We start from the raw sequence: 15,100 nt of genomic DNA, 5'->3' as shown, positions 1-15,100 counted from the left end.
GATATAGTCGTGAGTTATACAACCTTTAGTCTCAAGCAAGAAGGCGCGGTACTACGCGTTGCTCTGTCGAATCCACCAGTCAACTTAATGAATTTGAAAATGACCGAGGAGTTGTTTCAACTCAGCGGCCAACTCTTCGTTGATACCAGCGTGAAAGTCGTCATCCTGGAAAGTGCGGATCCAGAATTCTTTATTGCCCATTTCGACTTGGACGATCTGGTGAAGTCTGCAGCAGATCCATCCAAGGCTAGCAAGTATCCCGATATTAATGCCCTCCAGGCACTGGCGCTCTCCTGGCAAGGACTCCCGCAGGTCACTATTGCCAAAGTTCAAGGTCGGTGCCGTGGTGCAGGGCTAGAGTTTGCCATGGGTCTATCCATGCGCTTTGCTAGCGAGGACTCAAAATTTTGTGCTCCCGAAGCCAGCGGCGGTTTCCTGGCCTGCGGTGGTGGCACCACAAGAATTGCCTTGGCGGCAGGCCCTGCACGCGCCTTGGAATTTCTCCTCAGCGGTAGAGATTATTCAGGTTTAGAAGCAGAGCGCTATGGCTTGGTTAACCGAGCACTGCCCGCATCCGACCTAGATCAGTATGTCGATGAACTGGCGGCTCAAATCTCTCAACGCTCCTTCGGCGTTATTGGCATGCATCGGGACGTCTTTAAGGAAGTGTACGCGCCGATGATCGATCCGTTGTTTGCGGGATTAGCCAAAGAAAACGATGGGCTGCGCTCGGCGATGGCAACTGAAGAATTCGCCCAAGGCGTTGAGGGGCTGCGTTCGCTCGGGCAGACCCGAGAATACGAACTGAATCTGCCCGAAACAATTTCAAACCTGTCCCAGGCTAACAAGTAACGTCTGCGCGAGCGATCTTATGGCTATTTTCGATTTTTTCGACCGAGGTTACGGCCTCGATGGTGACGCAACGGCATTCGTCATGGAAGGGCAGCGTTGGTCATTCAACGAATCCTATGGAATTACCTGCCAGGTTGCCAACGCACTCCTGGCTTTGGGATTTCCACTTGAAACCAAGGCAGCGGTGCTTTCGGCGAATCATCCCGTGTCTTGGATGTGCGTGCTTGGGCTGTGGCGGGCTGGACTGTCTTGGGTTCCGGTTAATCCCCGCAGCAGCCTGGAAGAGCAACAACAATTGCTAGACGGATTCGATGTTGAAGTTCTCTTCTTTCAGCAGGGGTTCAGCGATATCGTCGGCCAGCTGAAAGAGCAGTGTCCGAATCTACGTCAACTGATCTGCATCGATGGCAATTCATCGATTGCTGATTCGCTCTCTAGTTTGCTGGCTACCCAGCCACGCATCGCGCCGTCGTTGAAAGTCCCACAGGACAGTTTGGCAGCGATTATGCCTACGGGGGGCACCACAGGTCTTCCAAAAGGGGTCATGCTCTCGCATCGCAACCTAGGCACTTCCGTTGCTAACGCCATAATTAACAACCATTACGAGCCCGGCGAATCGATTGTTAACTTGGCCGCTGCTCCAATGACCCACTCAGCCGGGTTCCTGTCGTTACCTGCGAGTGCGCGCGGCGGTTCAGTTGTTGTTTTGGCCAAGCCTGATCCTGAAGCTCTGCTGAACGCAATTGAAGGGCAAAGGGTTACCGAGTTTTTTCTCCCTCCAACCGTCATTTACCGTCTGGTTGAGATGCCAAGTATTTCCGAGAGAGATTTTTCCTCTCTGAAATACTTCATGTACGGCGCAGCACCAATGTCTGTCGAGAAACTAAAGCAGGCTATCAAGGTGTTCGGCCCGGTCATGCTTCAGGGGTATGGCCAGTCTGAGGCTCCAGGTGGCATCGCCGCGATGCGTCCAGGTGACCACTTTGTGGCTGGCAAAGTCGCTTCCGATAGTCGGCTTTCTGCCTGTGGCAAGCCTTCGGTTCTCAACGCCCTTGCAATCAAGGATCAAGAAGGACGAGCTCTCTCGAAAGGAGAAAGCGGCGAAATCTGCGTTCGCGGCGACATCGTGATGATGGGTTATTACAAGCAACCCGAAAAAACAGCCGAGGCCATCATCGATGGATGGCTGCACACAGGTGACATTGGTCATCTGGATAGTGATGGCTTCCTGCATATCACAGACCGCAAGAAAGACATGATTATCAGCGGTGGATTCAACGTTTATCCGAGTGAAGTTGAGCAAGTTCTGTGGACGCACGCATCGGTGTTGGACTGCGCAGTAATTGGCGTACCAGACGAGAACTGGGGAGAAGCCGTTAAAGCGGTGGTCGAGTTGAAAGACGGTACAGAGGTTTCGTCTGAAGAGCTAATCGCCCTTTGCAAACATAAATTGGGTTCGGTGAAAGCCCCAAAGAGCGTTGACTTCGTGACCACACTGCCACGCAGCCCAGTAGGAAAGGTTCTGAAGAAAGAGCTGCGGGATGCCTATTGGCAAGGTGTCGATCGGCGTATCTGAAGTAGGGGGATTACATGGTGAACAGTGGAGTTGTTAACCGTCAGTGGTTGCTTGCTAGAAGGCCTGATGGCGCAGTCGAGCAAACGGATTTTCGCTACCACGAGGCTAGTATTCCTTTGTTGCACGAAGGTGATGTTCTGGTGCGTACCCTCTACTTTGGATACGACGCCAGCCAGCGGCTTTGGATGACGGAGGATGGCGGTTACATGACTGCTATTCACCTGGGTGAGCCAATGAAGACGATTGGTATCGGCCAAGTTATCGATTCCCGTGATCCGCGTTACACGATCGGGGCATGGGTGGAAGGGTTGATGGCTTGGGAAGACTATTCGATTGTCCGTGCGGATACACCGATCCCTCTGCGCACATTGAGGCTCGGCGATTATCCCGAAACGTGGAATCTGAGTGCGCTAGGAACGGCAGGTCTTGCTGCTTACTTTGGCCTGACTGACCTACTCGAGATAAACGGGTCGGATGTGGTTGTTGTCTCTGCCGCGTCCGGAGCAACTGGCTCCATGGCCGGGGGAATTTCAAAAGCTCTCGGCGCAAAGAAAGTTATCGGCATCGCTAGTGGGTCAGATAAATGCCGATGGCTAGTCGAAAAAGCAGGCTTTGATGCGGCAATTGACTATCGGAAAGAATCCGTTGCTGATGCCTTGGATATTCACTGCCCCGCAGGTGTGACTGCCTATTTTGACAACGTTGGAGGCGAAACCCTCGATTCTCTATTTCTGAAGATGGCGCCACAAGGCCGGGTTTTGATTTCCGGTGCTATCAGCTCCGGTTATGGATCGTTGAAGGTTCGCGGCCCAGAAAATTTTATGGAAATTTGCACCAAGATGCTTACCGTAAAAGGGCTTCATCTGATGCATTACCGGGACAGAATGATTGAAGGGGTCGAAAGATTAACTCGACTTCTAAAAGAGAAAGAAGTGCATGTGGAAGAAGACATTCACTTCGGCTTTGACCGTGCCCCAGAGCTACTTACCACGCTTTATACTGGTAAACGTCCTGGCAAACTAATTCTCAAGGTTAGTGATCCATTATGACTTCGATCAACATTCTAGCACCGGCTGTATTGATAACAGGCGTGTCATCAGGGATCGGTGAGGCAATGGCGAATTTTCTACTCACACGCGGCTATCGGGTCTTTGGGAGTATTCGCAAGTTAGCTGATGCTCAGAGGTTGATCGACAGTTGGGCAGACTCATTTATACCGGTGGAGATGGATGTCACTGATCATGCCTCTGTGGAAGCGGCTGTGGCATCTGTTCAGAAGGCTCTTGCTGGCAGCAACCTTACGGCCTTGATCAACAATGCTGGCGTAAGCGCAGCTGGGCCTTTGCTTGAGCAGCCATGGGAAGAAATTCAGAGCACTTTCGAGGTAAATGTCTTCGGCTTACTTAAAGTGACTCGTAGCTTTGCCGTGTTGCTTGGTCGAGGATCAGAGATGCCTGGACGCATCGTGAACATCAGCTCTGTTTCCGGCATGATCACGGTTCCGTTCCTAGCGACCTATGCCGCTTCCAAGCACGCCGTTGAAGCGCTGACGCAGGGGCTCAGACGAGAATTGCTTTCCTCGGGGATCCACGTCGCCGCAATTGAACCTGGTTTTATTCGAACTCCGTTGTTCGAGAAGTCGAAAAAGGCACTCAATACAGAGTCTTACACAGAATCGGGATATTCAAATTCGTGGGCAGTTTTTAACGAAACCCTTCGCGGTATGGAGAAGCGAGCTAAGTCGCCTGATGTTGTATGTAAGGCAGTATTGCATGCTATTTCAGCGAAGCAACCGAAATCGCGTTACCCGCTGGATGGACTTTGGTGGGCCGGTAAACTTCTGCCAGATCGTGTGTTTGACCAACTAATTTTAAGTTCGTTAGGGCTGTCTGAGTGGTTGAAGGGGCGTGATGTAAAACCTCTTTCAATAAACTAAGTAGTAACCAAAGTTTTTATTCACGTTCTTGCGAATTGTCGTGGGGATGTGGCCTCCCATCGGCCGTTTAAAGTTGTAGAGCGGCCGTTTATCTCGTTGATAAACATGCAGGTGTGATATGAGCAATTATGCTGATCGTTGGAAAACCGTAAAAGTAGACGTTGATGGTGGTATTGCTTGGGTAACTCTCAATCGTCCAGAAAAACGCAATGCGATGAGTCCTACGCTCAATCGTGAAATGCGAGATGTATTGGAAACATTGGAGCAGGACGCTGATGCACGCGTTTTGGTGCTTACTGGCGAAGGCAGCGCTTGGACGGCAGGTATGGATCTCAAGGAGTATTTCCGTGAGATTGATGCAGGCCCTGAGATCCTTCAGGAGCGCATTCGCCGCGATGCCTCCGAGTGGCAATGGAAACTACTGCGGATGTACAGCAAACCGACCATCGCCATGGTCAACGGTTGGTGCTTCGGTGGTGGTTTCAGTCCTCTGGTAGCTTGCGATCTGGCCATCTGTGCTGACGAAGCCACTTTCGGCCTGTCGGAAATCAACTGGGGTATTCCGCCTGGAAACTTGGTAAGTAAGGCCATGGCCGACACGGTTGGTCATCGTGAGTCTCTCTACTACATCATGACGGGTAACACCTTTAGCGGTCAAAAGGCTGCTCAGATGGGTTTGGTTAACAAAAGTGTTCCTCTGGCGAATCTTCGCGATGAAGTAATTGCCTTGGCGAGTAATCTGCTCGACAAGAACCCTGTGGTGTTGCGCGCCGCCAAGATTGGCTTCAAACGCTGCCGAGAACTGACCTGGGAACAAAGCGAGGACTACCTGTACGCCAAACTTGATCAAGCCCAGTTGCGTGATCCGGAACACGGCCGTGAACAGGGACTGAAGCAGTTCCTTGATGAGAAGAGCATCAAGCCTGGTCTGGAGGCATATAAGCGATAAGTTTGCACGCGCCGCGCTGTGTCCACGCAATGCAGCGCGGTATCGTTATTTGATGGGTCAAGCTTCGATCAACGGATCAGGCTAGATTATATTTGCGCTAATTATGTGAGTGGCGCTCTTCAGAAAGAAAAGTGAGTAAGTTAGATGGAAGATTATCGCGCACCGCTTACAGATATGAAGTTTATCATTGAAGAGTGGCTGCAGGCTCCTGCTGCGTGGAGTAAATCTACCGAATACTCCGATATCGACATTTCAATCACGGCACAGGTTCTGGAAGAAGCCGAGAAATTCGTTGCAGGTGTTTTAGCGCCGCTAAATGCATCTGGTGATGCTGAAGGCTGTAGTTTTCAAGAAGGTGAGGTACATGCTCCTAAAGGCTTTCCTGAAGCTTACAGTCAGTACGTGGAAGGCGGTTGGCCGACGATGGCCTGTGAGGTCGATGACGGGGGCCAAGGACTTCCCCATTTGTTAAGCGCGGCTGTCAGCGAAATGTTTTTCAGTTGCAACCATGCATGGGCAATGTATACGGGAATTGCTCACGGCGCATATGAGTGTTTGCGCACTCATGGGAGTGCTGAACTGCGAGACATATATTTGCCTGGCATTGTTTCCGGCACTACGTTACCGACGATGTGTTTGACCGAGCCTCAAGCTGGAAGTGATGTGGGCTTACTTCGGGCAAAAGCTGAACCTCAGCTTGATGGCAGCTATAGTTTATCGGGTAGCAAGATATTCATCTCTGGCGCAGAGCACGATCTCTCTGACAATATTGTTCATTTGGTGCTGGCTCGGCTACCCGACGCACCGAAAGGAACACGTGGAATTTCATTGTTTCTTGTACCCAAGTTTATCGAAACCGAGAGTGGCAGGACGAAAAATAATGTCGTCTGCACCGGTATAGAGGAAAAAATGGGTATCCATGGAAGTCCAACCTGCAGTCTCTCTTTCGAAGGTGCTAAAGGATGGCTGATAGGGGCAGAACACGCGGGTTTGTCTGCGATGTTCGTGATGATGAACTCGGCACGCCTCCATGTCGGACTGCAAGGGCTAGGCCATGCACAACGAGCGATGCAACTGGCAAAAGCCTACGCCATGGAACGCAGGCAGATGCGCGCTGTTACGAAACCGGAAGGTGAATTAGGGATTGGGCCGGATGTCATTGTTCACCACCCTATTATTCGCCGTAGCTTGTTGGAGATGCAGGCTCTGATAGAAGGGATGAGAGCGATTGGCTACTGGACAGCACATAGCCTCGACATGAAAAGCATGTCGACTGATTCCCTCGAGTGCCAACGGTTAGAAGTCCGTGTTGGTTTGCTGACCCCAGTCATTAAATCGTTTTTCAGTGAGCAAGGTTTCAAAGTTTCAAGCCAGGCGCTGCAAGTGTTCGGTGGCTACGGTTATATAAAAGAGTATGGCATTGAGCAGATCGTGCGCGACAGTCGGGTAGTCATGCTTTATGAAGGCACTAATGAGATTCAAGCAAACGATCTTTTGGTAAGAAAAGTATATGGAGATGGTGCGGTAGGCCTGAAAGATCTGATAGCTGAAATATTGACTGAACTGAATGGCGAAGATTTTTATGGGTATGTCCATTTAGTTAATTCGGCAGCGTCGCGGTTGTTGAAGGTTACCGAGCTGCTGTTAGCTAGTAAAGATGCGGAACGAGCTTATAGAATCGCAAAAGAGTTTCTTAACGCGTTGGCATTACTGCTCATTGGTTATTCGTGGGCTAAAACAATAAAGCTTGGCCGTGGACGATCTGATGATTTTTGGGTCTCAAAGCTGAATTGCGCAAAAGTGTACTTCACGTATGTGTGGCCAGAGCTTGATCGCAATTTAAACGTGATTGCAGATTCGGCAGATAATTTACCATTTTTAGCTTGACTGAAGGCTTGGCGTAAGTTGTGTAGTGACAGGAGTTGAAATTCGCTGACGTTTGATGAGTGGATTATGAAGCCAGAAAAATTGAAAGCGTCTCTAAGCAGCTTTGCCTTTGCAGATGAAATAATTAGCCTGGAGTTGAGGCGGGTTCAATTGGAAATGTCTCGACGGCTGGAGGAGTTGTTTCTGAACCATAATGTTCGACATACACATTTTTCAATTTTTCAGATCATAGAAAGGTTACCTGGTACTCCACAAGTAGTTTTGGCTGAGAAACTTTTGTTGAAGTCGTCACAAATAACCAACATCCTTTTTCAGATGGAACAGAGAGCTTGGATCACGCGCTTGCCAGGAGCGATAGATCGCCGTGCAAAGTCAGTTTTTTTGACTGAAAAAGGACAGGTTTTATTGCAAGAGCTTAAGTTGTTGGCGATAAACAACGAAGCAGAAATGTGCAATGCTTTGACCGGAGATGAAAAATATCTGCTCCTGTCATTGCTTAAAAAGTATATCAAAAACGCTGAAATATGCGGAAGGTAATATGCAGGCAAAATCAGCTGATGTTAATGGTTCCAGTGAGCGCTATCGAAGAGCGGCGCTGGATCTATTTGCCAAGCATGGATTTCGTCAAGTAAGCATGAGGGATTTGGCGCATCATATTGGTATCAGTCCAGGATCAATGTACCATCATTTTGAAAGTAAGGATCAATTGTTGGTCGATTTCCTGGAAGAGCCGTTTGAGCTACTGATTGCTAACACGAAAAAATTGTTGCGTCGGCGTGTTAGTGACCTAGTTCGTCTTCGTGCGCTGGTCGAATTCCAATATCAAATGTACTTATCCATGCCAAGCAATTTTCAGCTACTTAATAGGGAGCTGGAAAATCTCAATGGCGCATGGGCTGATGGTGTTCATGGCAAGCGGCAGGAATACATAGACCTAGTTGAGATAGTTTTGCGGCCATTACTTGTTGCGCAAAGTTTGGGTGAGGCAGCACGTTTGGCAGGAGCAACCGTAAGTTTTCTCGAATCTGTTCCAGGGGGGCTTGTACGATCAGGTCTACCTCTACAAGAACCCTCTAGAATTGTGTTTGATCTTATCCGCTCAGCTTTAAAGTGTTCCGACGGGAATTTTGTATAAGATCGTGGCTAAGTTGGGATCGGATGTAATAAGAAATCATGGCTATTTTGTTTTTATAATATCAGTCGAGGTTAGGTTATGAGTGAATATTCCCAGTACGAATTTTCTGAGCAGCTGTACTTTGAAGGTGAGTGGAAGCGCGGGGCTGCACAGGGCCTCGTGTCCGTGATCAATCCTTACGATGGCTCGGAAATCGCTCAGATCTCTCAAGCGAATAAGGCTGACCTAGATACTGCGTTGCAGTCTGCAGAGTCGGCCCAAAGGGCGTGGGCAAAAACTGCTCCTGCTGTTAAAACCGAGATCCTGCTGCGTGCGGTAAGTATTTTTGATAAGCGTCAGGACGAGATTATCGACTGGCTGATCCGTGAATCTGGAAGTACACGTTTGAAAGCGACAATCGAGTGGGGAGCTGCACGAGCGATCACTCTTGAATCGGCCTCCTTTCCAAATCGCGTGCACGGTAAGATTCTAAATTCGAATATCGAAGGCAAAGAGAGTCGCGTTTATCGTGAGCCTATCGGTGTGGTTGGTCATTAGCCCATGGAATTTTCCGTTGCATCTGACTCAGCGCTCGGTAGCGCCCGCGCTAGCACTCGGAAACGCTGTAGTTATAAAACCTGCGAGCGACACTCCGGTCACTGGCGGCTTGCTGATCGCGAAGATTTTTGAAGAGGCCGGCTTACCGAAAGGGGTCTTAAGTGTTCTGGTTGGAGCTGGTGCAGATATCGGCGATGCCTTTGTTGAGCACCCTGTTCCAGGTCTCATCTCCTTCACGGGCTCCACACCCGTAGGGCGTAATATCGGACGGCTCGCATTAGGTGGAGCTCATCTTAAACACGTCGCGTTGGAATTGGGTGGGAACAGTCCATTTATAGTACTCGAGGACGCAGATCTCGATCGTGCGGTAGCCGCTGCCGTTATGGGTAAATTCCTACATCAAGGCCAGATCTGCATGGCGGTAAATCGCATCATCGTACATGAGCGACTTTACGACGATTTCGTTCAGAAATTCTCGGCGCGGGCTGCGGCACTTCCCGCTGGTGATCCCAATAAATTTGAGACCGTCATTGGGCCAATTATCAACGCAAAACAGCTCGTTTCACTCGAAGGAAAAATCGCGAGAGCAATCGAAGAAGGTGCGCGTTTAGTGGTCGGTGGAGACCGTGTCGGGCAGGTTTTGCCTCCGCACGTATTTGCTGAGGTCACTGCAGAAATGGAAATCGCAAAAGATGAAATCTTTGGGCCGCTTGTAGGTATTTTACGCGCGAAAGATGACGATCATGCTTTGGCGTTAGCCAATGATTCCGAGTTCGGGTTGTCCAGTGCGGTTTTCACTAAGGATGTCGAAAAAGGGCTGCGATTTGCTCGGTCTCTAAAAGCAGGCATGACGCACATTAACGATATTCCGGTGAACGATGATGCCAATGCCCCCTTCGGGGCTGAGAAAAATTCTGGGCTAGGTAGGTTCAATGGTGAATGGGCTATAGACGAGTTCACTACGGATCATTGGATCACTGTCCAGTCCAGCCCTCGAGAGTATCCTTTCTAGAATAATAGTGTTGGCACCCCCCACCTCTCAGCTGTGAGCAGGTGGTCGGGCCCACCGCTGTTTGAGAATTTGCTCAAGGCCTTCCTAATCGACTGCGTTGTGCAGTCGTGCACCGGGGCGATTCAGAGTCATGGGTAATGAATTTCAAACAAGGCCACAGATCCCGCAGAGCATTTAACTGACCTTAGGGCTGCCACCAGGCGGTACCAGGCTTCATGACCTAGTGCGCGAAGGATTGCCTTTCGTCTTCCACGATCAGAGAGCGAGCCTCGTGCAGGTGCAGCCAGGGATCATCTCCGAATCTATGCGTACGTCACCCTCAACTTTGGCGTGTAGGGCGAAAACAGGACTGTTCCACACCGTAGAAAGCGGCCTACTGCAGGGAAATTAGGAGTCGATGACTGCCGCTCCTTCGGGCGTAAGCCCGGCTAGACCATGTCTTCATGTGAAGTGCACTTGAAGAGCCATTCTTGGCCTTACTTAACTGCTTCTGCGAAGTGCATTACGCCTGCTTTCTTCACTTCGGCATTGCCACGCTGTCCGCTATCCCAGGCTTCAGTGAGTTCGTCTATCCATCCGCGATTTGAGGCTTTGTTGATAGGACAAGGCAGCGCGTACTGCCGACAAACTCCTCTAACTGATACACCGAGTCGCCAACATCGATTTCCAGTTCCTGCAGCGCTTCATCGGAACTCGAGGACTCCCTGGGCTCTACGTGGTTCCTGCGGCAGAAGGGCAGACTGACACCGACGCCAGAGGCCGAAGCATTTCTGCCGGAAGTATCGGGGCTGGTTGATAACATTCAGCGGGTTTATCGAATGGCTGTCGACTTGCGTCTGGCCATTCAAGCCGCCCCCTATTTCGCGTTGCATTTCCCAGCAGCATGACTCACCAATCACTCCCTCGCGACATGGTGAATTCATGCAAGGTCGTGAAGATTTGGTGATCGAGTTGGTGACTGGCTCTACGATGCGCTTGAACGTGCGGTACTGGATCGCAGCGTCGACCCTGCCTTCGTGGGTTTGCCGACAGAATTGTCAGGCTTTGACAAATTGCCAGTGTTGGAAGAACAGGGTGTTTGCGTTATCCCGCAAAGACACGCTTTGTGCGAAAAGCAGCTCATAAACGTGAGTGATCTGCGGGGCGTAGCCGATGCAAAAAATTGAGGCGCTTGAAGATCGCTGGTTTCAGATGCATTACGAGGCGAGAAAACGAAAGCATTGCAGAGATGGGCATTCTCTCGCGTTAAGCAAAAAAAAGGTGCTCACTTGAGAGTGAGCACCAAGATGTTAATTGAACCGTCGATGGGTATGTATCAAGCGTTCTGCTTCAAGCAAAAGCTTTCAAAAGTATGGTCGCCAAGATCACTGTTGACGCACCACCGATGCGAGTGGAGATTTGCGCGAAGGGCATCAGCGACATCCGGTTGGAGGCAGATAAGATTGCCACGTCGCCGGTGCCACCCAGGCCGCTGTGGCAGCACGTAACGATGGCTGACTCGATAGGGTACATCTTCATTAGATTGCCGATGAAAAAGCCCGCGATTGTCATCGATATCACTACCGAAACGCAGACCAGCACATAGCCCACCGAGAACACCTTGACCACGCTGTCGAGCGGAACATAGAGCATGCCCAGGCCGATCATCACCGGCCAGATGAAGGCAGCAGAAACCAGCTTGTAGAATGATTGCGCACCTTTTTCCAGTTTTTCCGGCAGAACGCGAACGTACTTAAACAGTACGGCGGCGAGGATCATCATGACCGGGCCGGGAATGCCGGCAACTTTTTCCAGCAGACCGCCCAGGACGAAGAACGCGCAGATGATCAGCACGCCAGCACCCATCACACGGAAGTCGACGCTGGTGTTGGCGTCTTCCTTTACTTGGAATTTGTCATTCTCATCCTTGGCGCGAATCAAAGAACCTTCGCCATTGATATTGGGGCGTTTCAGTGCCAGACGTGCCAGGTAACCAGCGCAAATGATTGCAGCGATGTTGCCCACCACTGCGGCAGGCGCCAATTGAGCAACATAGATATCCGGCGTACCGCCAAGAATTGCCGAGTAGGCTAGCGACAACGGCAAAATCCCTTCGCCAATCCCGCCACCAATGATCGGCACGATGATAAAGAAGAAGGTGTGGTAGAAGCTGTAGCCGACTAGCTTACCTACAATCAGCCCGCTGCCAACGGCGGCTAAGGTGCCGACGAGCAGGGGGATAAACATCCGGATCATGCCCTGAACCAGAATAAAGCGACTCATCCCCAGAATGCTGCCAACCACCAGGCTAGCAATTACGAAGTAGAGAAAGTTAGCCTCCTTCATCAGCATCTTGGTCGCATCAATCGTTGCCGGCCCGAAGAAGCCGTAGAACACCAACACAGACGGAAGCATGAGACATAGAATGGCACCTCCACCGATTTCCTTCAGGATCGGCAGTCGGGAGCCTAATTGGCCGAAAAAAACACCCATGGTCATGATCACGGCGAGGCCACCGATCATGTTTTTTGGGAGGTAACCCAGGTGGGCTGAGAGGTAAACAATCAGGGCAATGCCAATGAATATTGGCAAAGGGATGACGCCAATTTCGTAGGCGCATAGGTTGCGTAGGCGTTGCATAAATCCGCCTTCACGAGGTGCTTCGACTTTCAGGGACGGCTCATAGGACTGATTCATGTCGCTATTTCCTCATGTTTGTTTTTATCGAGGATTCAAGAATTAACGGTTAACCAAGCATTGGCTACCACTCGGTAGATCGATGGTATGCTTTGAAAATCATGAGATAAATAACGTAACCATGAGGCTTATGAACACGAATCGTGATCAATTTCCGCTGCCTGATGACCTGAAGGTTTTTCTCACTGTCATTCGCAAAAATGGCTTTGCCAGTGCCGCCGAGGAGCTAGGTTATTCCCCGGCCTACATCAGCAAGCGCATTTCCGTGCTGGAAACGACTCTCTCGACACGCCTCTTACACCGCACCACTAGACGTATCGCCCTGACCGATGACGGCGAGAGAGTAAGAGTGTGGGCCGAAAAGTTGCTTGGCGATCTAGACGATTTTGTCGGTGAGATAGCCGAGGCTCGGCACCAACCCATGGGGTCTTTGCACATTTGCAGTACCTTCGGTTTTGGTCGCAACCATGTCGCGCCAGCGATTTGCAAACTGTCGCAAACCTACCCAAAACTCGATATTCGCTTGGATGTGTTTGATCGCGTGGTCGATATTGTCGGCGAAGGCTTCGATCTGGAAATTCGTGTTGGTGATGATTTGGCAGGTCAGCATATAGGTCGAAAGCTGGTGAGCAATCGGCGCGTGCTATGCGCGACTCCCGAGTATCTTGAGCGGCGAGGTGTACCTCTTACACTGGATGACTTGAAGAACCATGATTGCCTGGTTCTCAAAGAGCGCAATAACGCCTTTGGTGTATGGAACCTGACCAAGGATGGGGATGAGGAGTCGGTGCGTGTCAGTGGCCCGCTGTCTTCAAATAGCGGCGAAATAGTATTGAAGTGGGCCTTGAGCGGTGGCGGGATCCTGTTGCGATCTATGTGGGACGTCAAACCTATGCTGGAGCAAGGTCTACTGGTGCAAGTGCTGCACGACTACACGCAGAGTGCAAATGTCTGGGCGGTGTATCCCACGAGACTCAGCGAATCGGCAAAGCTGCGAGTTTGCGTCGAGTTCTTACAAGATTACTTTCGCGATCTGTCAGTTGAGTGAAGCTCCTGGCGGTTAATCAACCGCCAGGATGGTTCCCGTCAAACCAACCAGGGATTTTCCGCCAGATGCTGAGATTCAAAGCTTCGAATCTGATCGGCCCGCTGCAACGTCGTACCGATCGCATCAAGCCCTAGCAAAAGGGATTGCTTGCGCAGTTGGTCGATCTCGAAAGGAATCACGGTGCCGTCCGCCAATTCGATTGTTTGCTCTGGCAAATTCACTTCGATCCGTGCTGTCGACGCGTCACTGATGACGCTTGCAATCTGCTTTAGCTGAGCCTCAGAAAGCTGTATGGCCAACACACCATTGCGCTGGCAGTTGTCATAAAAAATACCGGCAAAACTGGTACCGATGAGTGCTCTGATACCTACTTGCTTCAGACCCCAAACGGCATGTTCTCGACTAGACCCACAACCGAAGTTGGGGCCGACCACCAGGAAGGCTGCGTCATTCCAGGCAGGTTGATTGAGAATGAACTCAGGGTTGGGTTCGCCTGTTTCCAGAAAGCGCAAATCGAAGAACAAACCGCGATCCAGTCCCTGGCGATCAATCCCCTTGAGAAACTGCTTGGGCATGATCACGTCGGTGTCAATGTTGGAAGCCACAAGTGGCGCGGCGCTGCCACTGACCGTATTGAAAGGTTGCATGCTTCAAGCCTCCAGAGCGAATGAGCGAACGTCGGTCAAATGTCCGGTGATCGCTGCAGCTGCGACCATCGCCGGACTCATAAGATGGGTGCGCGCGCCGGCACCTTGGCGACCTTCAAAATTGCGATTTGTACTTGATGCGCAGCGGTCACCTGGAGCGAGAACATCGTCATTCATGGCCAGGCACATAGAGCATCCCGACTGCCGCCATTCAAAGCCGGCATCCAGGAATATCTGCGCAAGGCCTTCCTGTTCGGCTTGATTACGTACCAGTGTTGAGCCGGGAACGATCATTGCTCGTACATGTGCTGCCACGCGCTTGCCGCGCACTACACGGGCAACGTCACGCAAGTCTTCAATTCGTGCATTGGTGCAGGAACCGATAAACGCATGACTGATGACTACATCGCTCAGTGGCATGCCCGCTTTCAGGCCCATGTAATCCAACGCGCGCTGCATGCCTTGGCGAAGAATGAGGTCGGGTTGAGTCGTTGGATCTGGCACATAACCGCCAACCGGTGAGGCTTGATCGGGGCTTGTGCCCCAAGTAACCATCGGCTCCAGATCATCAACGTTGAGTATGACCTCGCGGTCAAATACGGCGCCTGTGTCAGTGTGTAATTCTTTCCATTTGGCAACTGCCTGGTTCCACATTTTGCCTTGAGGCGCACGCGGTTTGGTCTGCAGATAAGCGAACACTTTGTCATCCGGAGCCATAAACGCGCCCCGGGCTCCCGCTTCGACGGCCATGTTGCAGATCGTCATTCTAGCTTCGACACTAAGGTCAGTGATTGCCGGCCCTGCGAATTCGATTGCATAGCCAGTGGCGCCTGAAGCGCCAATAT

At 51.0% G+C, this 15,100-nt stretch carries 12 protein-coding genes and 3 pseudogenes; 11 read left to right on the top strand and 4 right to left on the bottom strand.

The genetic code is table 11. The features are described 5' to 3' along the window. The first annotated feature begins 9 nt into the window (after positions 1–9). From F8N80_RS05785 to F8N80_RS05745, 9 genes and pseudogenes are all read left to right on the top strand, one after another. A complete protein-coding gene (locus F8N80_RS05785; RefSeq protein WP_224790639.1) occupies positions 10–852 on the top strand; it encodes an enoyl-CoA hydratase/isomerase family protein in 843 nt (280 codons plus the stop codon). A gap of 19 nt (positions 853–871) precedes the next feature. Continuing rightward, positions 872–2,428, top strand: coding sequence for an AMP-binding protein (locus F8N80_RS05780; protein ID WP_150783404.1), 1,557 nt, complete (start codon positions 872–874; stop codon positions 2,426–2,428). Between the two features lie 14 nt (positions 2,429–2,442). Then, positions 2,443–3,477, top strand: a complete 1,035-nt coding sequence (locus tag F8N80_RS05775; RefSeq protein ID WP_150783403.1) for an MDR family NADP-dependent oxidoreductase — start codon at positions 2,443–2,445, stop codon at positions 3,475–3,477. Next, a complete protein-coding gene (locus F8N80_RS05770) occupies positions 3,474–4,364 on the top strand; it encodes an SDR family oxidoreductase (RefSeq protein WP_150783402.1) in 891 nt (296 codons plus the stop codon). Before F8N80_RS05775 ends, F8N80_RS05770 begins: the two co-directional genes overlap by 4 nt. Before the next feature lie 118 nt (positions 4,365–4,482). Continuing rightward, on the top strand, positions 4,483–5,313 hold the full coding sequence (locus tag F8N80_RS05765) for a p-hydroxycinnamoyl CoA hydratase/lyase (protein WP_150783401.1): 831 nt from the start codon (positions 4,483–4,485) through the stop codon (positions 5,311–5,313). A gap of 144 nt (positions 5,314–5,457) precedes the next feature. Beyond that, a complete protein-coding gene (locus tag F8N80_RS05760; protein WP_150783400.1) occupies positions 5,458–7,200 on the top strand; it encodes an acyl-CoA dehydrogenase in 1,743 nt (580 codons plus the stop codon). Between the two features lie 66 nt (positions 7,201–7,266). Then, a complete protein-coding gene (locus F8N80_RS05755) occupies positions 7,267–7,737 on the top strand; it encodes a MarR family winged helix-turn-helix transcriptional regulator (RefSeq protein ID WP_150783399.1) in 471 nt (156 codons plus the stop codon). 1 nt (position 7,738) lies between these two features. Further along, complete coding sequence (locus F8N80_RS05750; protein WP_150783398.1) at positions 7,739–8,335, top strand: TetR/AcrR family transcriptional regulator; 597 nt, start codon at positions 7,739–7,741, stop codon at positions 8,333–8,335. 78 nt (positions 8,336–8,413) lie between these two features. Further along, positions 8,414–9,884: pseudogene (locus F8N80_RS05745) on the top strand (aldehyde dehydrogenase family protein). Positions 9,885–10,360: 476 nt separating this feature from the next. On the opposite strand, the pseudogene F8N80_RS31410 reads toward F8N80_RS05745, so the two are convergent. Next, positions 10,361–10,623: pseudogene (locus F8N80_RS31410) on the bottom strand (hypothetical protein). Positions 10,624–10,867: 244 nt separating this feature from the next. Between F8N80_RS31410 and F8N80_RS32025 the strand changes: the two are divergent. Then, positions 10,868–11,050: pseudogene (locus tag F8N80_RS32025) on the top strand (LysR substrate-binding domain-containing protein); the annotation flags it as partial. A 163-nt stretch (positions 11,051–11,213) separates the two neighbouring features. Here F8N80_RS32025 and F8N80_RS05730 read toward each other — a convergent pair. Further along, complete coding sequence (locus F8N80_RS05730) at positions 11,214–12,560, bottom strand: 2-hydroxycarboxylate transporter family protein (RefSeq protein WP_150783397.1); 1,347 nt, start codon at positions 12,558–12,560, stop codon at positions 11,214–11,216. A gap of 130 nt (positions 12,561–12,690) precedes the next feature. On the opposite strand from F8N80_RS05730, the gene F8N80_RS05725 reads away from it, so the two are divergent. Continuing rightward, on the top strand, positions 12,691–13,608 hold the full coding sequence (locus tag F8N80_RS05725) for a LysR substrate-binding domain-containing protein (protein WP_150783396.1): 918 nt from the start codon (positions 12,691–12,693) through the stop codon (positions 13,606–13,608). Positions 13,609–13,646: 38 nt separating this feature from the next. Here F8N80_RS05725 and leuD read toward each other — a convergent pair whose 3' ends face one another. Continuing rightward, positions 13,647–14,255 carry a 3-isopropylmalate dehydratase small subunit gene (gene leuD / locus F8N80_RS05720; protein WP_150782880.1) on the bottom strand — a complete coding sequence of 203 codons (609 nt, stop codon included), beginning with the start codon at positions 14,253–14,255 and terminating at the stop codon, positions 13,647–13,649. A 3-nt stretch (positions 14,256–14,258) separates the two neighbouring features. Then, on the bottom strand, positions 14,259–15,100 hold an 842-nt coding region (locus F8N80_RS05715), incomplete at its 5' end, for an aconitase family protein (protein ID WP_263596937.1).

It is taken from the genome of Pseudomonas fluorescens (assembly GCF_902497995.1).
Lineage (GTDB): Bacteria > Pseudomonadota > Gammaproteobacteria > Pseudomonadales > Pseudomonadaceae > Aquipseudomonas > Aquipseudomonas fluorescens_BK.
This window is presented reverse-complemented; position numbering and strand designations above follow the sequence as displayed.

What these genes read in the sequence shown, in the direction of transcription:
- F8N80_RS05780 (WP_150783404.1), top strand. Translation starts at nt 872, where the DNA reads ATGGCTATTTTCGATTTTTTCGACCGAGGTTACGGCCTCGATGGTGAC.
- F8N80_RS05775 (WP_150783403.1), top strand. Translation starts at nt 2,443, where the DNA reads ATGGTGAACAGTGGAGTTGTTAACCGTCAGTGGTTGCTTGCTAGAAGG.
- F8N80_RS05770 (WP_150783402.1), top strand. Translation starts at nt 3,474, where the DNA reads ATGACTTCGATCAACATTCTAGCACCGGCTGTATTGATAACAGGCGTG.
- F8N80_RS05765 (WP_150783401.1), top strand. Translation starts at nt 4,483, where the DNA reads ATGAGCAATTATGCTGATCGTTGGAAAACCGTAAAAGTAGACGTTGAT.
- F8N80_RS05760 (WP_150783400.1), top strand. Translation starts at nt 5,458, where the DNA reads ATGGAAGATTATCGCGCACCGCTTACAGATATGAAGTTTATCATTGAA.
- F8N80_RS05755 (WP_150783399.1), top strand. Translation starts at nt 7,267, where the DNA reads ATGAAGCCAGAAAAATTGAAAGCGTCTCTAAGCAGCTTTGCCTTTGCA.
- F8N80_RS05750 (WP_150783398.1), top strand. Translation starts at nt 7,739, where the DNA reads ATGCAGGCAAAATCAGCTGATGTTAATGGTTCCAGTGAGCGCTATCGA.
- F8N80_RS05730 (WP_150783397.1), bottom strand. Translation starts at nt 12,560, where the DNA reads ATGAATCAGTCCTATGAGCCGTCCCTGAAAGTCGAAGCACCTCGTGAA.
- F8N80_RS05725 (WP_150783396.1), top strand. Translation starts at nt 12,691, where the DNA reads ATGAACACGAATCGTGATCAATTTCCGCTGCCTGATGACCTGAAGGTT.
- leuD (WP_150782880.1), bottom strand. Translation starts at nt 14,255, where the DNA reads ATGCAACCTTTCAATACGGTCAGTGGCAGCGCCGCGCCACTTGTGGCT.